Origin of the sequence: Actinomadura verrucosospora (assembly GCF_039540335.1) — a bacterium.
Classification (GTDB): domain Bacteria; phylum Actinomycetota; class Actinomycetes; order Streptosporangiales; family Streptosporangiaceae; genus Spirillospora; species Spirillospora verrucosospora.
Window position 1 is genome coordinate 35566 of sequence record NZ_BAABEV010000037.1, and the last position, 21796, is coordinate 57361.

17 protein-coding genes, 1 tRNA gene and 1 pseudogene are annotated in these 21796 nt (G+C 69.2%); 11 read left to right on the top strand and 8 right to left on the bottom strand.

Annotated elements, in window-relative coordinates:
- Positions 1–8: 8 nt before the first annotated feature.
- Positions 9–146 carry a 50S ribosomal protein L34 gene (rpmH, locus tag ABD944_RS31065; RefSeq protein ID WP_179845229.1) on the bottom strand — a complete coding sequence of 46 codons (138 nt, stop codon included), beginning with the start codon at positions 144–146 and terminating at the stop codon, positions 9–11.
- 604 nt (positions 147–750) lie between these two features.
- Here rpmH and dnaA point away from each other — a divergent pair.
- The 10 genes and pseudogenes from dnaA (at position 751) to ABD944_RS31115 (ending at position 14230) form a co-directional block, all read left to right on the top strand.
- Positions 751–2823, top strand: coding sequence for a chromosomal replication initiator protein DnaA (dnaA, locus tag ABD944_RS31070; RefSeq protein ID WP_345182814.1), 2073 nt, complete (start codon positions 751–753; stop codon positions 2821–2823).
- 653 nt (positions 2824–3476) lie between these two features.
- The gene (gene dnaN, locus ABD944_RS31075; protein ID WP_345182815.1) at positions 3477–4619 is read left to right on the top strand and encodes a DNA polymerase III subunit beta; all 1143 of its coding nucleotides are present in this window, start codon (positions 3477–3479) and stop codon (positions 4617–4619) included.
- Positions 4620–4715: 96 nt separating this feature from the next.
- A pseudogene (gene gnd, locus ABD944_RS31080) lies at positions 4716–5654 on the top strand (phosphogluconate dehydrogenase (NAD(+)-dependent, decarboxylating)); the annotation flags it as partial.
- 210 nt (positions 5655–5864) lie between these two features.
- Positions 5865–7007: a DNA replication/repair protein RecF gene (recF, locus tag ABD944_RS31085; protein ID WP_345182816.1), complete on the top strand. Its 1143-nt coding sequence runs from the start codon at positions 5865–5867 to the stop codon at positions 7005–7007.
- Complete coding sequence (locus ABD944_RS31090) at positions 7004–7543, top strand: DciA family protein (RefSeq protein WP_345182817.1); 540 nt, start codon at positions 7004–7006, stop codon at positions 7541–7543. Before recF ends, ABD944_RS31090 begins: the two co-directional genes overlap by 4 nt.
- Positions 7544–7900: 357 nt before the next feature.
- Positions 7901–9838: a DNA topoisomerase (ATP-hydrolyzing) subunit B gene (gene gyrB, locus ABD944_RS31095; protein WP_345182819.1), complete on the top strand. Its 1938-nt coding sequence runs from the start codon at positions 7901–7903 to the stop codon at positions 9836–9838.
- A gap of 82 nt (positions 9839–9920) precedes the next feature.
- A complete protein-coding gene (gyrA, locus tag ABD944_RS31100) occupies positions 9921–12425 on the top strand; it encodes a DNA gyrase subunit A (protein WP_345182820.1) in 2505 nt (834 codons plus the stop codon).
- 42 nt (positions 12426–12467) lie between these two features.
- Positions 12468–13427 (top strand): DUF3566 domain-containing protein, encoded by a 960-nt coding sequence (locus ABD944_RS31105; RefSeq protein ID WP_345182821.1) that lies wholly within the window; start codon positions 12468–12470, stop codon positions 13425–13427.
- Positions 13428–13518: 91 nt separating this feature from the next.
- Positions 13519–13592 (top strand) — tRNA-Ile (locus ABD944_RS31110).
- 374 nt (positions 13593–13966) lie between these two features.
- Positions 13967–14230 carry a hypothetical protein gene (locus ABD944_RS31115; RefSeq protein ID WP_345182822.1) on the top strand — a complete coding sequence of 88 codons (264 nt, stop codon included), beginning with the start codon at positions 13967–13969 and terminating at the stop codon, positions 14228–14230.
- On the opposite strand, the gene ABD944_RS31120 is transcribed toward ABD944_RS31115, so the two are convergent.
- The 6 genes from ABD944_RS31120 to ABD944_RS31145 form a co-directional block, all read right to left on the bottom strand.
- Positions 14220–14576, bottom strand: a complete 357-nt coding sequence (locus ABD944_RS31120) for a hypothetical protein (RefSeq protein WP_345182823.1) — start codon at positions 14574–14576, stop codon at positions 14220–14222. The two genes, ABD944_RS31115 and ABD944_RS31120, sit on opposite strands and share 11 nt — an antisense overlap.
- A 101-nt stretch (positions 14577–14677) precedes the next feature.
- Positions 14678–15823, bottom strand: a complete 1146-nt coding sequence (locus tag ABD944_RS31125; protein ID WP_345182825.1) for an RNA polymerase sigma factor — start codon at positions 15821–15823, stop codon at positions 14678–14680.
- Positions 15820–16227, bottom strand: coding sequence for a YciI family protein (locus ABD944_RS31130; RefSeq protein ID WP_345182826.1), 408 nt, complete (start codon positions 16225–16227; stop codon positions 15820–15822). Before ABD944_RS31130 ends, ABD944_RS31125 begins: the two co-directional genes overlap by 4 nt.
- A gap of 150 nt (positions 16228–16377) precedes the next feature.
- Entirely contained in the window at positions 16378–16803 is a 426-nt protein-coding gene (locus ABD944_RS31135; RefSeq protein ID WP_345182878.1) for a VOC family protein, read from the bottom strand.
- A gap of 321 nt (positions 16804–17124) precedes the next feature.
- A complete protein-coding gene (locus tag ABD944_RS31140; protein WP_345182827.1) occupies positions 17125–17628 on the bottom strand; it encodes a DUF1269 domain-containing protein in 504 nt (167 codons plus the stop codon).
- Positions 17629–18179: 551 nt separating this feature from the next.
- Positions 18180–19040, bottom strand: a complete 861-nt coding sequence (locus ABD944_RS31145) for a dioxygenase family protein (RefSeq protein ID WP_345182829.1) — start codon at positions 19038–19040, stop codon at positions 18180–18182.
- A 280-nt stretch (positions 19041–19320) separates the two neighbouring features.
- Here ABD944_RS31145 and ABD944_RS31150 point away from each other — a divergent pair, with 280 nt between their 5' ends.
- Complete coding sequence (locus ABD944_RS31150) at positions 19321–20058, top strand: bleomycin resistance protein (protein ID WP_345182830.1); 738 nt, start codon at positions 19321–19323, stop codon at positions 20056–20058.
- Positions 20059–20746: 688 nt separating this feature from the next.
- Here ABD944_RS31150 and ABD944_RS31155 read toward each other — a convergent pair.
- A complete protein-coding gene (locus ABD944_RS31155) occupies positions 20747–21253 on the bottom strand; it encodes a transcriptional regulator (RefSeq protein ID WP_345182831.1) in 507 nt (168 codons plus the stop codon).
- Positions 21254–21796 lie beyond the last annotated feature (543 nt).

Sequence of the window (21796 nt, forward strand, 5' to 3'; positions counted from 1 at the left end):
GGGGTGGGTCAGACCGCGACGCGGGCGCGGCCCTTGCTGCGCCGGCTCGACAGGATCGCGCGGCCCGCGCGCGTGCGCATGCGCAGCCGGAAGCCGTGCTTCTTGTGGCGACGACGGTTGTTCGGCTGGAAGGTACGCTTGCTCACTTTGAGGCTCCAGTGCTGCGGTCGGTTCGTCTGACGACTTGACGCTCGAAGGCTCGCACCGAGGGCCGCGTACGGTCCCCCGCAGCGGGGGCCCACCCGAGCTTTGCCTGAGGGGCTGCCGGCGGGCACGCGGCATCTCCGTCGATGCGACTCGACCTCAGAACGTTACGGGGTATCCGGGGGGCCGGTCAAACGGAGGCGGCCGCCGCACGGCCCCGCCCCGGGCCTTCGATGGACGCGCGGGATCGATGGTGACCGTGTTGCGGCTGTGCCCGGCAGGGGTTAAGGTCGACGAGGCGAGCCGACACTTCCTTCGACGAATCCGATGTCGGCGTTCAGCCCCTGAGCCCCCGTTCGAGAACCATCGCTTACCGGCCCTCATGAAGGCCGGCCCCTTGTCGACCGCATATCCCTGAACCCGCCTCGTGGGTTTTACACAGGGTCCCCATGCCTATGCACAGCATGTGGACAACTCTGTGGACAACTCGTGAGAGAGTAAGTCTTCCGCGTCGCGGCTGTGTCCTGCGAGGCGTGTGACATCCCGCGGGAAAGCCGGGCAGTCAGGTGCTCCGTTCGGCGGAGTTGTGGGGAGGGGACCTTGCGCATGGACGGTCAGGATCTCGGATCGGTCTGGGCCCGCACCCTCACCGCACTGGCCGAGAGCGATCTGTCGCCGAGCTACCGCGCATGGCTGCCCATGGTCCGCCCGCTGGCACTCGTCGAGGGGACGGCGCTTCTCGCCGCCCCCAACGAGTTCGCCAAGGACGCGCTGGAGACGCGCCTGCGCAACCTCATCACGCAGGCACTTTCCCGTGAACTCGGCAGGGAGATCCGGGTCGCGGTGACCGTCCAGCCGGAGCCCCCAGGCGGTGCTCGGCAGGGCGGGGGCGAGCCCTTGTCCGCGCCGATTCCGGGTCCGGGCGTAGGGCTCGGCATGCACGAGCCCGCCCCTTCTTATGGGGAGTCCTACGGCGAGCGGACGCACGACGAGCGCGACCGGGACCGAGACCGTTCCTATACGGAGCAGCCCTACGGGGAGCAGTCGTACGGAGAGTCGTACGGAGACCAGTCGTCCTACGCGGAACGTCCTGAGCGCCCCTATCCGGAGCAGCCGTACACAGACCAGGGATACCGGCCGCAGTCGGGAGTTACCCACAACCCCGGTTCGCCCGGAGGTTATCCACAGGCTCAGGACGACGACCGTGGATCGTACCCGCCTGCTCCCCGTCCACCGGCGTACGGTGCGGGCCCCGGCGGGCGCGGTCCCGCCCCCTACGAAGGGCGCGGCTACCCGAGCTACGGCGGGCAGGAAGGCTACGGCGGCGAATCCCAAGGACGGCCGCCGCACTCCCATCTCAATGACCGCACGCTCGGCCCGTTGCGCCCTGGCGGCCGTCCAGAGGCCCAAGGCAGGGAACCGCAGCACGCCGGGAACGAAGGCCCTCTCGGGCACTCGGACGACAAGTTCCAGAAGAGTGAGCAGTCCTACCCAGGGGCCGAACAGTCGTATTCAAGCGGTGAGCAGTCCTACAGGGGCGAAGGAGTCTTCCGCGACGAGGAGGGCTCCGATTCCAGGGTTCCTAAGTCCGACCCCCGTGCGCCCGCGCCGGCACCGGCGCAGCAGGCCGGCGCTTCCGAGCATGCACGGCTGAACCCGAAGTACACGTTCGAGACGTTCGTCATCGGCTCGTCGAACAGGTTCGCGCACGCCGCCGCCGTCGCGGTGGCCGAGCAGCCTGCCAAGGCGTACAACCCGTTGTTCGTCTACGGCGACTCGGGCCTGGGGAAAACTCACCTGCTCCACGCGATCGGCCACTACGCCCAGAGCCTCTTCAACGGGGCCCGCGTCCGCTACGTGAGCTCCGAAGAGTTCACGAACGACTTCATCAACTCGATCCGCGACGGTAAGGCGGACGGGTTCCGCCGCCGCTACCGGGATGTGGACATCCTCCTCGTCGACGACATCCAGTTCCTTGAAGGCAAGGAGCAGACGCAGGAGGAGTTCTTCCACACGTTCAACACGCTCCACAACGCCAGCAAGCAGATCGTGATCTCCAGCGACCGTCCGCCCAAGGAGCTGGTGACGCTGGAAGACCGGCTGCGCAACCGGTTCGAGTGGGGCCTGACGACCGACGTCCAGCCGCCCGAGCTGGAGACGCGGATCGCGATCCTGCAGAAGAAGGCCCGGCAGGAGGGCCTCGCGGCGCCGCCCGACGTGCTGGAGTTCATCGCCTCGCAGATCGCGACGAACATCCGCGAGCTGGAGGGCGCGCTGATCCGGGTCACGGCGTTCGCGAGCCTGAACCGCCAGTCGGTCGACATGAAGCTCGCCGAGATCGTCCTGAAGGACCTCATCCCCAACGACTCCGGTCCCGAGATCACCGCCGCGATGATCATGGCGCAGACCGTCGAGTACTTCGGGACGACGATCGACGACCTGTGCGGCCCGTCCCGCTCGCGGATGCTCGTCACCGCCCGGCAGATCGCGATGTACCTGTGCCGGGAGCTGACGGAGCTGTCCCTTCCGAAGATCGGTCAGCAGTTCGGGGGGCGCGACCACACCACGGTCATGCACGCCGAACGCAAGATCCGGTCGCTGATGGCCGAGCGCCGCGCCATATACAACCAGGTCACGGAGCTGACGGGGCGCATCAAGCACCAGGCCCGCAAGCGCTGATCCCCCTGTTCGTACACACTGTGGACAGACCCGCGTCACGCCTGTGGACGAGCCCCTCCCGCGCCGTCCACACCCTGCCCAGGGCAAAGAAACGACAAAAGGCACGCGTCCCCCGAGAATCGGCAGCGCTGCTCACAACTTGTGGAAAACTCTGGGGATTTTCGCGGATAACCCTGTGGGCAACCGTTGGAGAAGCTGAGGATGAACGGTGGACGGGTGTGGACCGGGTGTGCACCGCCGCCCCGCCTTCTGGGGAAAACCGGTGGACGGGCTGGGGACGGCCTGGGGACGGCCTCGAAGATCACCGGTCCCGTCGTCCCCAGGGCGGGCGAACGGGCGGTATACCCGTGGAGAACTCGTGGATAACCGGGGGATGACATGAGGACGACCTGTGGGGATGATTTCGCCGTCCCCAGGCGCCGCCGCGCCGTCCACCGCCCATGCACAGCACCGGTGGACAGAGAAACCCGGTCTCACCTGCGACAACGGCCTCTGTCCACACTATCCACGGCCCCTATTACTGGTACTGCTCTACATCTCTATCCAAGAAAAGATCCATCTCAAGTCAGGGCCTGGGGACAACGCGCACCGAGCGCCCCGGCCCGGACGAGATCAGCTCACCCTTGTCCGACACCTGCAGGAGGCGGGTCCCTTTGAAGTTCCGCATCGACAGAGACGCCCTGGCCGACGCCGTCGCCTGGACCGCTCGCACGCTCCCCGTCCGTCCCCCGGTGCCGGTCCTCGCGGGCATGCACATCGTCGCCGGGGGTGAGGGCAACGGCGACCGGCTGAAGCTGTCCGCGTTCGACTACGAGGTCTCGGCACAGGTGTCCACGGACATCGACGTGGAGGAGGCCGGGACGGCGCTGGTGTCGGGCCGGCTCCTCGCCGAGATCTCGCGCAGCCTTCCTCCCCACCCTGTGGAGGTGACGACGGACGGCGCGAAGGTGATGCTCCGCTGCGGCAGCGCGAAGTTCACACTTCTCACCATGCCTGTGGAGGACTACCCGACGCTGCCGGAGATGCCGCCCGCCGCGGGGTCGGTGGGCAGCGACGAGTTCGCCGCCGCCGTGTCCCAGGTTGCGATCGCCGCGGGCAAGGACGACACGATCCCCATGCTGACCGGCGTCCGTGTGGAGATCGAGGGCGAGACCGTCACGCTGGCGTCCACGGACCGCTACCGCCTCGCCGTCCGCGAGATGCACTGGAAGCCCGAGCGCCCGGACTTCTCCGCCGTCGCGCTCGTCCCGGCCCGCACGCTGGCCGACACGGCCAAGTCGCTGACGGCCGGCGCGGAGGTGTCGATCGCGCTCGGCGGGACGGGCGGCACCGGTGAAGGCATGATCGGTTTCGAGGGCGGCGGCCGCCGCACCACGTCCCGGCTGCTGGACGGCGACTTCGTCAAGTACCGCTCGCTGCTGCCGAGCGAGTACGCGGGGCTCGCCGAGGTCCAGACCGCCGCCTTCATCGAGGCCGTCAAGCGCGTCTCCCTGGTGGCGGAGCGCAACACCCCGGTCCGGCTCTCCTTCAGCCAGGGCGAGGTCGTCCTGGAGGCCGGGACGGGCGACGAGGCTCAGGCCGTGGAGGCCCTGGAGGCGTCCCTGGAGGGCGAGGACATCGACATCGCGTTCAACCCCGGGTTCCTCCTCGACGGGCTCTCCGCGATCGGCTCGGACGTGGCGAGGCTGTCCTTCACCACCCCGACCAAGCCGGCCGTCCTCACCGGAAAGCCGCCGCAGGAAGGGGAGAACCCGAACTACCGTTACCTGATCATGCCGGTTCGTCTGTCCGGATAAGTACCACGTTGCGGGGCATGGCACCGTGGCGATGTCCGCGGGGGAGCCGCGCCCCCGCGGGCGAGGCAGAGCAGGCACCCACAGGCGGTACGCACAGGGGAGAGTGAGCGTTTCATGGAGCTGGGCATCATCGGCCTGGGCAAGATGGGCGGCAACATGGCCGAGCGGCTGCGCCGCGGCGGCCACACCGTCGTCGGCTACGACCGCGACCCGGAGGTCAGCGACGTCGGCTCGGTCGAGGAGCTGGTCGAGCGGTTGTCCCCGCCGCGGGCCGTGTGGGTGATGGTCCCCGCCGGCAAGCCGACGGCGGACACCATCCACAAGCTGGGGGAGGTCCTGGAGCAGGGCGACCTCGTCGTGGACGGCGGTAATTCCCACTATGTGGACGACCGGAAGCACGGTGAGGAGCTGGCCGCCAAGGGCATCGGGTTCCTCGACTGCGGTGTCAGCGGCGGCGTGTGGGGCCTGGAGAACGGCTACGCGCTCATGGTCGGCGGCGACGAGGACGACGTGAAGCGCCTGATGCCGATCTTCGAGACCCTCAAGCCCGAGGGGGAGTTCGGCTTCGTCCACTCCGGCACGGTCGGCGCCGGCCACTTCGTGAAGATGGTCCACAACGGCATCGAGTACGCGATGATGCAGGCGTTCGGCGAGGGCTACGAGCTGATCGAGGCCAGCGACATCGTCACCAACGTGCCGGAGACGTTCCGCAGCTGGCAGGAGGGCACCGTCATCCGCTCCTGGCTGCTCGACCTGCTGAACCGCGCGCTCGCGGGCGACCCCGAGCTGGACGACCTGCGCGGCTACGCCAACGACTCCGGCGAGGGCCGCTGGACCGTCCAGGCCGCCGTCGACCACGCCGTCCCGCTGCCCGCCATCACGGCGTCCCTGTTCGCCCGCTTCGCCTCCCGGCAGGACGACTCCCCCACGATGCGCGTCGTCGCCGCCCTCCGCAACCAGTTCGGCGGCCACGCCGTCGAGTCCTCCAAGGGAGCCGACTCCCCCGGCGCCGACGTCAACCCCCCTTCGGTCTGACCCTCGGTTATCCACAGTTGTGGGTTCCGGCCCCGGCTCTCGGCGGTGTGTTCCAGGCTGGGAGTGGGGTCGGCCCCCCTGGGAGGGCGGGGTGTGCGCAGGCCCCGCGTGTGGACGGGCGTCACACGTCCGCGTGTGGACGGGCGTCACGCGCCCGCGTGTGGGTGAGGTGTGTGGTGGGGGCCGGGGGAGGCTCTACGCTCGTGTGTTGTGCACGTTGCCCACCTTTCGCTGCAGGACTTCCGCTCGTACCCGACCGCCGAGGTCGCGCTGGGGCCGGGAGTCACCGCGTTCGTGGGGCCGAACGGGCAGGGCAAGACGAACCTGGTCGAGGCCATCGGGTACGTCGCCTCGCACGGCAGCCACAGGGCCGCGACGGACGCGCCGCTCGTCCGGCACGGAGCGCCGCGGGCGATCGTCCGGGCCGGGGTGGTGAAGGACGAGCGCAAGGCGCTGATCGAGCTTGAGATCAACCCGGGCAAGGCGAACCGGGCGCGGCTCAACCGGTCCCCCGTCCCCAGGCCGCGCGAGATCCTGGGGATGCTGCGGACCGTGCTGTTCGCCCCGGAGGACCTCGCGCTCGTGAAGGGCGACCCGGGGGAGCGGCGCCGGTTCATGGACGAGTTGCTGACCGCGCGGGCGCCGAGGTTCGCCGGCGTGCGGTCCGACTACGACCGCGTCCTCAAGCAGCGCAACGCCCTGTTGAAATCGGCGGCCGCCCATCGTCGCTCCCCCGGCCCGGAGGTGCTCGCCACCCTGGACGTGTGGGATTCGCATCTGGCGCGCATGGGGTCGGAACTTCTGGCGGCCCGGCTCGATCTCGTCGCGGCTCTGCGTCCGCTCGTGGCGCAGGCCTACGCGGCGCTCGCTCCGCACAGCGGCGCGGCCGACCTGATCTACAAGAGCTCCCTGGGCGACGCGGAGTTGTCCACAGACCGTGGACAACTGGCCGAGCAGATCCTGAAGGCGGTCGCCGAGTCCCGCAAGCAGGAGCTGGAGCGCGGGGTGAGCCTCGTCGGCCCGCACAGGGACGAGCTGGTGCTGCGCCTCGGGGAGCTTCCCGCGCGCGGCTACGCCAGCCACGGCGAGTCGTGGTCGTTCGCCCTCGGGCTGCGGCTCGCCGCGTTCGACCTGCTCCGCGCGGACGGCGACGACCCCGTCCTGATCCTGGACGACGTGTTCGCCGAGCTCGACACCGGGCGGCGCAGCCGGCTGGCCGAGATGGTGGTGCCGGCCGAGCAGGTCCTGATCACGGCGGCCGTCCCCGCCGACGTCCCCGCCGAACTGACGGGGGGCTCGTATACCGTCTCCGACGGCCAGGTCGTTCGTGAGTCCGAGGGGGCGAGCGAGTGAGTGATCCACAGGATGTGCACAAGTCCACCGAAGCCGGGGCTCCTCCCCCCGAGGCCGGGGCTCCTCCGGCCAAGTCGGGGATCGAGCTGGCGCGCGAGGCGCTCGCGCAGGCCAAGGCGGACGCTCTCAAGCGCGGCACCATGCCCGGTCAGGGCGGCAAGCGCAAGGGCCCCGGGCGGGGCGGGCGCGTGCGCGACCCCGGGCGGGGCGGCGATCCCAAGCTGTTCGGGGCGGCGATCCGCGAGCTGATGGCGTCGCGCGGCTGGGAGCAGCGTGCCGCCGTCGGCGGCGTGTTCGGCAACTGGGCGGGCATCGTCGGCGCGGAGCTCGCCGAGCACACCCGGCCCGACCACTTCGAGGACGGCGAGCTCACCGTGGCCGCCGACTCGACGACGTGGGCCACCCAGCTGCGCCTGCTGTCGTCCACGCTCGTGCGGCGGCTGAACGAGGAACTCGGCCACGGCACCGTCCGCCGCGTGAAGGTCGTGGGGCCCTCGTCGGGGCCGCGCCGGACGGGCGCGTGGCGCGCCCGCTGAGCGGAGCCCCCGGACCGCGCCGATGTGTCAGTGGCGGGTGGGAACATCTGTTCGGTGATGGGTCGTCGAGTTCAGCGGCGAGCGCCACGTAGGCCAAATAACCCCCCTGACCCAATGGGGGGATGTGTCTCCGGGGCCCTTCGGCCGCCACACGCGCACACAGCGCTCGCGAGTGCCACTTTTCGCCTCGTCACCCGGTAGAATGAATGCGGGTTCAGGATGCTGCGCCGCCATTGGGTGCCCGGGGCTCTGACAGCACGACCAGAGCACCGACCGGGTGCCCCCATGTGTGTTACGGGGCACACCGCGCCTCCCTCGGGCGCGGAGCGGCAGACATCCCCGGCAGGAGGATCTCCTTTGGCGTACGACGCTAGTTCGATCACTGTCCTTGAAGGGCTTGAGGCGGTTCGCAAGCGCCCGGGCATGTACATCGGCTCGACCGGTGAGCGCGGCCTGCACCACCTCGTCTACGAGATCGTGGACAACGCGGTCGACGAGGCCTTGGCCGGCTACGCCGACGACATCGTGGTGACGCTCCTGGCCGACGGCGGCGTCAGCGTCCTCGACAACGGCCGCGGCATCCCCGTCGGCGAGCACCCCGTGGAGAAGCGCCCGGCCATCGAGCTGGTGCTGACCACGCTGCACGCGGGCGGCAAGTTCGACGGCAAGTCCTACGCCGTCTCGGGCGGCCTGCACGGTGTGGGCTCGGCCGTGGTGAACGCGCTGTCCACCCGGTTGGAGGCGGAGGTCCGCACCGACGGCCACGTCTGGTTCCAGTCCTACACGTGGCAGGGCCCCGAGATCGAGCTCCAGAAGGGCGAGGAGACCGACGAGACCGGGACGCTCATCAGGTTCTGGCCCGACCCCGAGATCTTCGAGACGCTCGAATGGAACTTCGAGACCCTCTCCCGCCGCATGCAGGAGATGGCGTTCCTCAACCGCGGCCTGTCCATCACGCTGCAGGACGAGCGCCCCGACCACGTCAACGGTGAGCCGCACGTAGTCCGGTACCACTACGAAGGCGGCATCGAGGACTTCGTCCGCTACATCAACGCGCGCAAGGACTCCGCGCACGAGTCCGTCATCTACTTCAGCGACGACACCACCGGCATGTCGGTCGAGATCGCCATGCAGTGGAACTCGTCCTACTCCGAGTCGGTGCACACCTTCGCCAACACCATCAACACGGCGGAGGGCGGCACCCACGAGGAGGGCTTCCGCGCGGCGCTCACCACGATCGTCAACCGGTACGCCCGCGACAAGGGCCTGCTGCGCGACAAGGACGACAACCTGACCGGCGAGGACGTCCGCGAGGGCCTCACCGCGATCATCTCGATCAAGCTGGCGGATCCCCAGTTCGAGGGGCAGACCAAGACCAAGCTCGGCAACACCGAGGCCAAGTCGTTCGTGCAGCGGGCCTGCAACGTCTACCTGCGCGACTGGTTCGAGGAGAACCCGGGCGAGGCCAAGGAGATCATCAGCAAGGCCTCGCAGGCGGCGCGCGCACGCGTCGCGGCGCGGCAGGCGCGCGACCTGACCCGGCGCAAGAGCCTGCTGGAGTCGACGTCCCTGCCGGGCAAGCTGTCGGACTGCCAGTCCACCGACCCGGCCAAGTCCGAGCTCTACATCGTCGAGGGCGACTCGGCGGGCGGCTCGGCCAAGGGCGGCCGCAACCCGCACTTCCAGGCGATCCTCCCGATCCGCGGCAAGATCCTCAACGTGGAGAAGGCCAGGATCGACAAGATCCTGAAGAACAACGAGGTGCAGGCGATCATCACCGCCCTCGGCACCGGGGTGCACGACGAGTTCGACATCTCCAAGCTGCGCTACCACAAGATCATCCTGATGTCGGACGCCGACGTGGACGGCCACCACATCAACACCCTGCTGATGACGCTGCTGTTCCGGTTCATGAAGCCGCTGATCGAGGCCGGCCACGTGTACCTGTCGCAGCCGCCGCTCTACAAGATCAAGTGGGACGCGCGGGGCACCGAGGCCGACTATGCCTTCTCCGACTCCGAGCGGGACGCGATCATCGAGGCCGGGATCGCCGCCGGCAAGCGCGACCCCCGCCCCCGCGACCTGGTGCAGCGGTTCAAGGGCCTCGGCGAGATGAACGCCAACGAGCTGTGGGACACCACGATGGACCCCGACAACCGGGTCCTGCTGCAGGTCCAGCTGGACGACGCCGCCCAGGCCGACGAGCTGTTCAGCGTGCTCATGGGCGAGGAGGTCGAGCCCCGCCGGGAGTTCATCCAGCGCAACGCCAAGGACGTGCGCTTCCTCGACATCTGAGGTACGTGCCAGGGCCGGCCCCCCGGCCTGACTCCCAGAGGCGGACGTACTTCCTTCCCATCGAGCAGAAGAGGTCTTGAGAGTGACGGACGTGACCACAGAGGGTGGACACCCGGGCGAGCGGATCGAACCGGTCGACATCCAGGTCGAGATGCAGAAGAGCTATCTCGACTACGCGATGTCGGTCATCGTCGCGCGCGCGCTGCCCGAGGTGCGCGACGGCCTCAAACCCGTCCATCGCCGCGTCCTGTACGCGATGTACGACGGCGGCTACCGGCCCGACCGCGGCTACTTCAAGTGCGCCCGCGTCGTCGGCGACGTCATGGGGAACTACCACCCCCACGGCGACTCGGCCATCTACGACGCGCTCGTACGGCTCGCCCAGCCGTGGTCGATGCGGTACCCGCTGGTCGACGGCAACGGCAACTTCGGCTCGCGCGGCAACGACCCCGCCGCGGCCATGCGGTACACCGAGTGCCGCATGGCGCCCCTGGCGATGGAGCTCCTGCGCGACATCGACAAGGAGACCGTCGACTTCTCCCCCAACTACGACGGCCGCTCGCAGGAACCCGACGTCCTGCCGTCCCGGTACCCGAACCTGCTGGTCAACGGGTCCGCCGGCATCGCGGTGGGGATGGCGACGAACATCCCGCCGCACAACCTGCGCGAGGTCGCCGACGGCGTCCGGTGGTACCTGGACAACTACGGCGCGTCCGACGAGGAGCTGCTCGAAGCGCTGATCGAGCGCGTCAAGGGCCCCGACTTCCCGACCGCCGGCCTCATCGTCGGCCGCAAGGGCATCGAGGAGGCCTACCGGACCGGCCGCGGCTCCATCACCATGCGGGCCGTCGTCGAGGTCGAGGAGATCCAGGGCCGCACCTGCCTCGTCGTCACCGAGCTCCCCTACCAGGTCAACCCGGACAACCTCGCCCTCAAGATCGCCGACGGCGTGAAGGAGGGCAAGCTCGACGGCATCGCCGACGTCCGCGACGAGACGTCCGGCCGGACCGGGCAGCGCCTGGTCATCGTCCTCAAGCGGGACGCCGTCGCCAAGGTCGTCCTGAACAACCTGTACAAGCACACGCAGCTGCAGGAGACGTTCGGCGCGAACATGCTCGCGCTCGTGGACGGCGTGCCGCGCACCCTGCGCATCGACCAGTTCGTCCGGCACTGGGTCGCGCACCAGATCGACGTCATCGTCCGCCGCACCCGGTTCCTGCTCCGCAAGGCCGAGGAGCGCGCCCACATCCTGCGCGCCCTGCTCAAGGCCCTCGACCGCATCGACGAGGTCATCGCCCTGATCCGGCGCTCGCCGTCCGCCTCGGAGGCGCAGCAGGGCCTGATGAACCTGCTGGAGATCGACGAGATCCAGGCGCAGGCCATCCTCGACATGCAGCTGCGCAAGCTCGCCGCCCTGGAGCGCCGGCAGATCACCGACGAGTACGACAAGCTCATGGCGGAGATCACCGACTACAACGAGATCCTCGCCTCGCCCGAGCGGCAGCGCCGGATCGTCGGCGACGAGCTCGCCCCGATCGTCGAGAAGTTCGGCGACGAGCGGCGCACCGAGATCATCCCGTTCGACGGGGACGTGTCGTACGAGGACCTCATCGCCGAAGAGGACGTCGTCGTCACCATCACCCGCGGCGGCTACGCCAAGCGCACCCGCACCGACCACTACCGCGCCCAGCGGCGCGGCGGCAAGGGCGTCCGCGGCGCGCAGCTCAAGCAGGACGACATCGTCGACCAGTTCTTCGTCACCACGACGCACCACTGGATCCTGTTCTTCACCAACAAGGGCCGCGTCTACCGCGCCAAGGCCTACGAGCTGCCCGACTCCGGCCGCGACTCGCGCGGCCAGCACGTCGCGAACCTGCTCGCCTTCCAGCCCGACGAGCACATCGCCCAGGTCATGGACCTGCGCGACTACCAGGTCGCCCCCTACCTCGTGCTCGGCACCAAGAAGGGCCGCGTCAAGAAGACGGCGCTGACCGACTTCGACTCGCCCCGCACCGGCGGCATCATCGCCATCAACCTCGTCGACGACGACGAGGTGATCGCGGCGCGGCTCGTGTCGTCCGACGACAACCTGCTGATGGTCTCCACCGGCGCCCAGGCGATCCGGTTCCGCGCCGACGACGAGTCGCTGCGGCCGATGGGACGCGCCACCTCCGGCGTCATCGGCATGCGGTTCGAGGAGGACCAGGAGGTCCTCAACATGCTGGTCGTGCAGGACTCCTCGCAGGACGTCCTGGTGGCCACCCGCGGCGGCTACGCCAAGCGCACCCCGGTGGACCAGTACCCGCTCCAGGGACGTGGGGGGAAGGGCGTTCTCACCGCTAAGATCGTGGAATCTCGGGGGTTGTTGGTCGGAGCTCTGATGGTCGGCCCGGACGACGAGGTGTTCGCGATGACGTCGAACGGCGGCGTGATCCGTACCACCGCCGCCGAGATCAAGCAGTCCGGCAGGCAGACCATGGGCGTCCGCCTGATGAATCTCGCCGACGGGGACAGCGTGGTGGCCATCGCGAGGAACGTAGAGTCCATGGAGGACTCTGACGAAGCCGAAGGGGGCGACGGTGAGTGACGTATCCTGCATCGTCACCGAGCCGCTAGGCCAGGAGGACACGTGAGCACCGAGCCCGGCCAGGACAACGACGGGACCGGCGCCGCCGGCAAGGGCGGTGACCGGAAACCCGGCGCCAGGTCCGGCCCCGCCAAGCCCACCGGCAAGTCCAAGGGGAAGCCGGGCAAGACGGTGGCCGCCGCTTCCGCCAAGTCCGGGCGCGACGAGACGACCGTCGACATCGGCACCGGTGCGACGGACCCCGGCAAGGGCGCCGACGAGACGCGGTCCGATCTCACGCAGGTCGACGACGCGTCGGCCAAGGCGGCCGGCACCCCCGAGATCGCCCCGGTCAGGGACACCGCCGAACCGCCCAAGCCCGCCGCCAGGCCGGCGCCTCCGGGCGGCGCGGAAAGTGCGCCGGCCGGTTCCGCGTCCGGCTCCGGCCCGGCGGGCTGGGCCAGGCCCGCCGAGCCGTCCGGTTCGGTCTCGGCAGGACGTACGGACACGCCCGGCAAGGGGTTCAATTCGGCGGGCGGGTCGTCCGGCTCGGGCGGCCGCGGCTTCGCCGGCACCGTCCTCAAGGACCGTCCGTCCACCGCGGTGGCCCCGGCCAACGCCGCGTCCAAGGCCGCGTCCGGCAAGCCCGCCCGCAAGGCCCAGCTCCAGCTCGCCAGGCTCGAACCCTGGTCGGTGATGAAGTTCAGCTTCGTCATGTCGCTGGTCTGCTTCGTCGTCCTGCTGGTCGCCGTGATCGTCCTGTACGTGATCCTGTCCGGGCTCGGCGTTTTCGACGCGATCAGCGACACCGTCAACAGCCTCACGAAGGAACAGGGCGAGACCACCGGCAGCGTCGACGCCGGAAGCTGGTTCTCCTTCGTCCGCGTGTTCGGCTACACCGTCCTCGTCGGCGCCCTGAACGTCCTTCTCATCACCGCCCTCTCCACGGTCGGCTCCGTCATCTACAACCTCGCCGCCGACCTCGTGGGCGGCGTCGAAGTCACCCTCAAGGAGGCCGAGTAGCCCCACCCGCCGCCGCCCGGCAATCGATTTCCGGTTGCCCGCCCAGATGGGGTAACCTCTCGTTGCGCCGCCAGGGGCGGCGGCACACTCCGGGCCTATAGCTCAGTCGGTTAGAGCGCATCCCTGATAAGGATGAGGCCGGTGGTTCAAGTCCACCTAGGCCCACTCGGAGTTGGGAGTGGTGTGGTCGAAGCCTTTCGGGCTTCTTCCCCGCCACTCCTTCGTCGTTTCTGCCCGGGGGGCGACCCCCGGACCCCCGATGTGGGGGCTTCGCCCCCACGCCCCCTGCCGGTTGCGGTTCTTGGGTACGTGGCAGCTTTGGGGCCGGTCGTCCATAACCAGAGGCTGCCGCCTCGCCCCACGCTTTGCCTGTCGGGGTGCTGGGTGACCGCCCGCTGGCTATCTCTGCGTGGAGCGGTCGGGTTGCTGCGTGGCGTTCAGTTCATCCCGCGATCGTGGGCCCAGATGACCAGAAGCCAGCTCGCGATCACTTGGTGAGGGCACATGTCCGCCGGTGGCGGCTGACCTAGACTCCTCGCATGAATCTCACCGACGCGACTCGCATGATTCTGGCGGAGTCTGCGGCCTTTCCGGAGCTGATGAGGGTCACGCGCGACGCTTACGACGAGTTGGCCGCCGGTCGCCGGGTTCATCACGGCACCCTGAGTTGGATGGTCAGAGAGGCCAGCCGCAAGGACCTCTACGGCGTTCTCATCCAGAAGCACGGCGCGGACGTCTTTGACGACATGATCACTGTTCTCTGCCGTGAGATCGATCGGCAGGCCCCGGTTCTCAGCCGCTGACAGCGACGGTGACGGCTTCGGCCATGTCGTCCACTACCCGGGCTACCGCCTCGACGAGCGCCTTGCCTGTCGGAGTGCCGGTCACCGTCCACACTTCCCGGTCTTCCTCTTCCACGCTGGAGACGCCGTCGACGGTGCTGAGCGCGTCTGCGATGCGGCGGCGCAACTCGGATTCGAGAGGGTCCGTGCGGACGAACTCCATCACCCAGGCGCTGACATGCCACAGCGGTCCTACTCGAAGCATGGAGGCCGAGACCGCGCGAAGGTCCGGCTCATCTGTCTTCCGTATCCACTCTTCGGCTATCCCGGAGTCGAGCGGTTGAATCTGCTGGACGTCGTCACTCACGCGACGAGGCTAGTGCGGATCCGCTCGCCCTTTCAGCTTCGGGGCCTGGTGATCCCCAGGAAGCGCGCGAGTCGGGTCGGGAGCCGTGAGGCGTCCGACGATCAGGTGCGCAGTTGCTCGTTGAGCCGTGCGGCCTGGCGCGTGAGGTGGTCGCGTTCGGGGATGTTGGGTGCTGATCGGGCGGCTTGGGCGTAGAGCCGTGCCGCGGTGACCGGGTCGCCGTCACGTTCGTGCAGGTACGCCGCTGCGGCGGTGTAGCGGGGCAGGGACGGGTCGAGCTCCGCCAGGGCGGCCAGGCCGGCCCGCGGGCCGTCGGCCTCGCCGACCGCGACGGCCCGGTTGAGGCGGGCCACTGGGTTGTCGGTGAGGCGCACCAGCTCGTCGTACCACTCGACGATCTGGACCCAGTCGGTCTCGGCGGCCGTCTGGGCGTCGGCGTGGAGCGCGGCGACGGCGGCCTGGGCCTGGAACTCGCCCAGGCGATCGCGGACGAGGGCCGCCTGGAGCACGTCGACGCCCTCGGCGATCAGGCGGGTGTCCCACAGGCCGCGGTCCTGCTCGGCGAGAGGGACGAGCCTGCCGTCGGGGCCGGTCCGCGCCGCGCGCCGTGCGTGGTGCAGCAGCATGAGCGCGAGCAGGCCCTGCACCTCTTCGTGGTCGATCCTGGCGGCGAGCTGGCGGGTGAGCCGGATCGCCTCGGCGGCCAGGTCGACGTCGCCGGAGTAGCCCTCGTTGAAGACCAGGTAGAGCACGCGCAGCACGGTGGCGACGTCACCGTGCCGGTTGAACCGGACGTCCGAGACGGTCCGCTTGGCCCTGCTGATCCGCTGGGCCATGGTGGCTTCCGGCACGAGGTAGGCCTGCGCGATCTGGCGCGTGGTCAGGCCGCCGACCGCGCGGAGCGTGAGCGCGACGGCCGAGGCCGGTGTCAGGCACGGATGAGCGCACAGGAAGTACAGCTGGAGCGTGTCGTCCGCCGCCTCGCCCGGGCCCGGCGCGGGCTCGGTCTCGACGCGCACCTCGCGGTGCCGCCGGGAGGTGTCGGCGCGGGCGGCGTCGAGGAACTTGCGCCAGGCGACGGTCACCAGCCAGCCCTTGGGGTCCTGCGGCGTGTCGTCCGGCCAGACGCGCACGGCCTCGACCAAGGCGTCCTGCACGGCGTCCTCGGCCGCCGCGAAGTCGGCTCCGCGGCGGACGAGGACACCGATCACCGCGGGCACCAGCTCCCGCAGCAGCGGCTCGTTCACTCGGTCACCGTGGGCGGCTCGCTCAGGAAGGGGCGCACCTCGAGCCACTCGTAGATCGGCTTCCCGCCCGCGCCCGGCGCCGCGGACAGTTCACCGGCCAGCTCGAACGCCCGCTCACGGCTCTCGACGTCGATCGTGATCCAGCCGGCGATCAGGTCCTTGGTCTCCGCGAACGGACCGTCGGTGACCGGCGGCCGGCCCTCGCCGCCGTAGCGGACGAACGACCCCTCCTGGGAGAGCCCCTGGGAGTCGACGAACTCGCCGGTTCCTTCGAGCCGGGTGATGAAGTCCTGCATGTACTGCACGTGGGCCGTGAGCTCGTCCGGCGTCCACTGCTCCATCGGCACGTCGTTGGCCGGTGCCGGCGCGCCCCGGTAGTGCTTGAGCAGCAGGTACTTGGCCATCGTGTTCTCCTTGATGTGATTCGGGCCCATTGTGGCCGTGTTCAGTGCCTGGGACGGAGCCGCGCGCTCGTTCTCGACATGCCGCCCAGAGATTTCTCAGCGAATTTCGGAGCTTCCGCGCTGTCCCTATCGCGGGGGATCGGGCGGCCGTCAGCCGAGCTGCTCGGCCAGCGCGACGATGATGCCGTCGGGGCCGCGGAGGTAGCAGAGCAGGTGGCTGTCCTCGTACCGCGCCACCTCGCCGAGGAGTTCGGCGCCGTGGGCGCGCAGGCGGCCGACGGTGTCCTCGATGTCGTCGACTGTGAACATGACGCGGTGCAGGCCCAGCGTGTTGGGCGGCGGGTTCTCCGGTTCCGCGCCGACCGTCGCGGGAGCATGGTACTTCACCAGTTCCAGCCTGCCGTCGCCGTCCGGGGTCCGCATCATCGCGATGTCGCTCCGGACGCCGTCGAGTCCGACGGTGCGGTCCACCCAAAGGCCCTCGATCTGCGCCTTCATTTCTTGCACCATGCCGAGTTCGACGAAGAACGCGACCGCGGCATTCAGGTCGTCGACGACGATCCCGACGTTGTCCATCCGCTGAACCGCCATGGTGGTCCTCCTTCGTCGCGCGGCCCGTCATGGCCGCTGGTGCACCTGGGACGGAGCCGGCGGGACGTTCTCGACATCGGGACGGTGCTGAATTTCAGGAACCTGGCCGTCGCCGCGGGCGGGCAGGCTCGTGCTCGATGTCGAGGCTGGAGGAGCCGAAGAGACTGCTCCACATGGCAGGCTCAGCGCCCTTCAGGATCGGCAGGACAGAGGCCGGTTTCGAGGGTCTCGAAACCGGCCTCTGGATCATCGGCGTGCCCTGGCGCGTTCCGGTGAGCGGCGTGCCGCGCCGCCGGAGCCGGGCTCTCAGGCGGGCTGGGGCGCGCGAGCGGCCTTGACGGCCTCCCGCAGGTGCTCCTCCTGCTCGGGGGACAGCGAGGTCTGGATGAGCCTGCCGCCCAGCGGCGCCATCTCCGGGACGGCCTTCTCGGGATTGCGCTTGTCGATCAGGACGAACACGGCCGCGGCGCCGGGCGGCAGCTGCTCGCCGAGGTTGCGCATGAAGTCGTCGTCGATGCCCATGTCGCTCGCGGAGCCCATGGCCGCGCCGGTGGCTCCGCCGATGGCCATGCCGAGCAGCGGCATGAAGAAGATGAGCCCGATCAAGCCGCCCCACGCGGCGCCGCCGAGGGCGCCGCCCGCGACGAGGTTGCGGGCCTGGTGAAGCTTGATCTTGCCGTCCTGCCTGCGCTCGACGATGACGACGTCCGCGAGCTCGATGATGTGCTCCTTGTGCAGCTGGACGAGCTTCTCGCGCGCCTGCTCGGCGCGAGGCAGGTCGTCGTAGGCGACGGCGATCAGGTCGCTCATGTTTCCCCCGGTCGTGTCTCCCGCCCGCTGCCGGGCGCAGGAGGGGTGCGTGGTCGCTGTGTGCGGCGGTTCCCGGCGTGCCGATCACCCGCGCGATATGTCGGGATGTCCGGGAGAGTCCCCAATGCGTGGTCCACTGCAAACCATGAGCGAGGCGCTCTTGGACCTGGACAAGACAAACCGTGGGTTCTGCTTGACGTGAGCGGGCGGCGCGTCAGGCGGGCTTCTCAATGGCCGATAGCACTGGGGAGCCATGGGCGCCGACCGGCTTTGGGAGTCGGGCGCCTACTCGTTGCGCCATGCCCGGTGTGGAAACGTGGCGGCTGCCTGGGCTCCTTGGCTTTCGGTGCATTGAGATCGCGCTTCGGCCTATGCGACCCGGAGCCGGTTATCCAGATAAGAGGGGTAGTTCTCCACAGGTTGTGGATAACCGAGAGGTCGGTGATGCCGATGAGGGCGGTGTTCACTTCGAACCCTGCCACATTGCCCTGCGGGAGTGGCGCTGCTGGCGCCGACCTGTGGCGCGGAGGGGAGCCAGAGCGCGGGGCGGGTCAACCGAGCTCTCTGCTCAGGACCAAGTCGAACTCGGCGTGGTGGAAGGGCGTTCGGACACCGTTCCGCGCGGCCGTCCCAGCGTCGGTCGACTCGGTGAAATCGACGATGAGGCTTTGCTTGACCGCGAAGACAGCGTCGGAGTCCAGGTAGGGGCTTCCTGCCACGAAGACGTGAGTGGTCAGCGGGGTGTGGCCGTCTGCCCGGACGATGAAATGGATGTGCGCCGGCCGGTAGGGGTGGCGGCCGGTGGCCCGCAGGAACCGTCCGACCGGCCCGTCCGTCGGGATCGGGTAATGGCTGGGGAGGACGGTCCGGAACCGGAACCGCCCTTCGGAGTCGGTGTGGAAAAGGCCGCGCCCGTTGCCGGCCGGTTGGACCCCCGGCTGCTGGACGTCGTAGAACCCCTTCTCGTTGCACTGCCAGACGTCCACCTCGGCGTCGGACAGGGGCGTTCCGTCGCTGCTGAGGACACGACCGGCCACAAGGCACGGCGGCGCCTCACCGATCAGGTCGATGCTGTCGCCGAGCGCGCGCGGGGGCGACTCGACCATGTGGAACGGGCCGAGGACGGTGCTCTCCGTGCCGCCCTCCTGTTCGTTCAGAGTCTCCACCAGCATGGACACGCCCAGGACGTCCGACAGCAGGACGAACTCCTGCCGCGTGTCGGTGCAGGTCTGGCCGACGGCGGTGAGGAACCCGATCGCCTGCTCCCATTCGCGGATCGACGGCCGGACCTCACCGACGAATGCGTGCAGGTGGCGGGTGAGCGCGTCCAGCAGTTCGCGGAGTCGAGGGTCGGAAGTGCCGCGGAAACTGTCCTGGACGGCCCGCGTCGCAGTGTGCTCGTTGAAGTCCACGGATGCCTCCCTTTCCACAACCTGTGGAAACTCTGGCGATGGGGACCACTTCACTTGCCGTGTGGTGCCCGCCGGGCGGTTGAGCCGATCTCCGCGAGTTCTCCGCCCCGGTCGCGCGGACCGCGTAGATGGTTCCGGAAGTGGCGGCGATCGCGGCACCGGTGATCGCGATGGCGAACATCATCCTCCACCTTCGCGGCCTGCGCACAGGGAACGGCGCGCCCGCATGATCGGTGTAGTCAAACTTGACTAACGCAGACGGCCTTCCTAGGCTCCGACCATGGGTGAGAAGGCGATTCCGATCTTTCCGTGCAGGTCGATAGAGCTGACCTGGGACTTCTACAGCGCGCTCGGTTTCGAGCAGACCACCTGGCAGACGCGCCCCAATCCGTACCTCGCGGTCCGGCGCGGCGACGTCGAACTGCAGTTCTTCGGCTGGAAGAAGCACGACCCGGCCGCGTCCATGAACATGTGCTACATCACCACGACGAAGGTCGACGCCCTGTACGAGGCGTTTCGCGGCGGGCTCCGCGAGGCCCTCGGCCGGGTCCCGACCCGGGGGCTGCCTCGACTGAGCGCGTTGCGGGACATGTCCTACGGGGTCCGGCAGTTCCTGCTCAGCGACCCGGACGGGCTCCAGCTCCGCATCGGCCAGGCCATCTCGGGGGACACGCGGCACGCGCCCATCCCGGAGGAGCCGGTGGCCCGGGCCTTCCACATGGCCGCGCTCCTCGGCGAGTCGAAGGGGGACCATCGCGCCGCTGCCCGGATCCTCGATCGGCTGCTGCGGTCCGACGAGGCGCTGTCCCCGTCCGAGCGCCTCAAGGCCCTGGTCCTGCGCGCCGACGCCGCCGCCCACCTGGAGGAATGGCCTCTCGTCCGCACCCTCACGGCCGAGGCCCGCGTGATCGACCTGCCCGCCTCGTCGCGGTCGGGCGACGACCTCGGCCGCCTGGCCGATCTCGAAGCCGCCATCCCTGTCGACGGTCGGACTCCGCCCTCCGGAGACACGCGCTGACCGGACCCGCGCGGGGGTGAAGCCCGCAGGTGAGGGCCACTCGATGTCGATCGCCTCGCATCGATCGCCGGGCCGGCGGCCGGTGCGGAGGCGAGTCGATGTTCCGCCTCGCGGTGTCCCGGTGGACTGCCGAGTTGGGGACACGGTTGGGGATTACTGTGGGCAACTCTGTCCACCGGTCCTGTGAGGTTGTGGAAGGGATTCGCCCACAGGGTGTGAACGGGGTGTGGAGAACGCCCGCGCAGAGTGGGTTTTCCTGCTGGTCAGCGGCTTTTCCACGACGTGGACAAGTGAGCGCGCGGGTTGGGGGCGAGCTGGGGAAGAATGTGGACGCGGAGCCGCGGGGCCGTACCCAGGTTGTGCACGATAGTTATCCACAGGTTGTGGATTCTGTGGACGGACGAGCGACCTCGGTCATGATGAGGAGGACGGCGGCGGACGAGCCGTCCGGACCGTGGAAAGCCCGGCTGTTCTGGGGATCCACCTGTGGACGCGACCCCGGAACGCCCTGCTGCGACGAGGTGGAAGATGTGTGCGACGGTTACCAACAGCCTGTGGATAACAGCCCCCAGAGGCACTCGCCGAGCCTCCCCGCGCCTGGAGGGAACGAACAGCCCCCGTACCTGTGGGTACGAGGGCCGGTTCTCGAGGCGATGCCGGAAGACGGCCCCGCCGGGGTGATGGGTCCCTACGCCGCGACTGCCGTCACGACGGAGGCGATGAAGATCCACCACCAGTGCCATGCCTGGTCGAGGGCGTACCGCCCCGTCCCCAGCACGGTGTTGTCGTCCTTGCCGGCGCGCGGGGCGCCGAGCCGGTAGAAGGCGCCCACAGCCTCGCCCTCGAGGCCCTTGAGCTTGTCGATGAGCTCGGCCAGCCGCTGCAGGGGGTCCCTACGGTCGGCCCAGTAGTGGGTGACCGCCGATATCAGCTGCCCGAGGATGAAGCTGAACAGCGAGATCCGCAGGCCGAGGATCGCCCACATCATGGCGACGACCAGTGACGTGCAGACGGTGTAGGACGTCACATGCCGCAGGCATGCCAGGCGCCCCTTCCACATCTGGTCGCCGTAAAGACCCTTGTCTCGATCCTGGACATCGGTCTGGACCCAGTGGTCGCCGACAGCGTGCGCAACGAGCATCGAACCCAGAACGACCACGAAGGTCAGAGCGGTGACGATCTGGTCCGGAGACATGTCTCACCTCACGGTGTTTCAGTTACCGGCCCGGGGTGACCCCGGGCGACCGGCTCCGAGCGCCGGCTGATCAATACCGTTCCACAGGCGATCCCTGACGTGTGGCCATTTCGTGACCACCCCGCGACGAATACGTAGAAGCCAGACTCGAAGCGGGCACCGGGGTGGGGCGGGGCGCGCGGTCACCTCTGTCCGCTGGGGCGGGCAAGGCGCAGGAGGGCAGGGGGTGTGTCGTCACTCGAAGGAACTGGCCGCGGAATCGTGGCGGTCGAGGGTTGATGCCTGGGGCGCGGGAGCCGGCGAGGTGGGGATCGCCAGATGGGCGGGGCGGGGCCCGCGAGGTCGGCAGGTGTGATCGGGATGAGGTCGCGGGGTGTTTTCCGTTGGTCTGTTCATGACCCGTGTTTCTCGGCTCGGCGCCGTGGAGGCGAGCGGCTCGCCACGCCCGGCGGCACGGTGGTTTTCGCGCTCCGATTCGCCCGGAGGCGGTGCCGGCCCGGGCGGGAGGGCCGCTCCGACCTGCGAACATTTGTTCGAACGCGT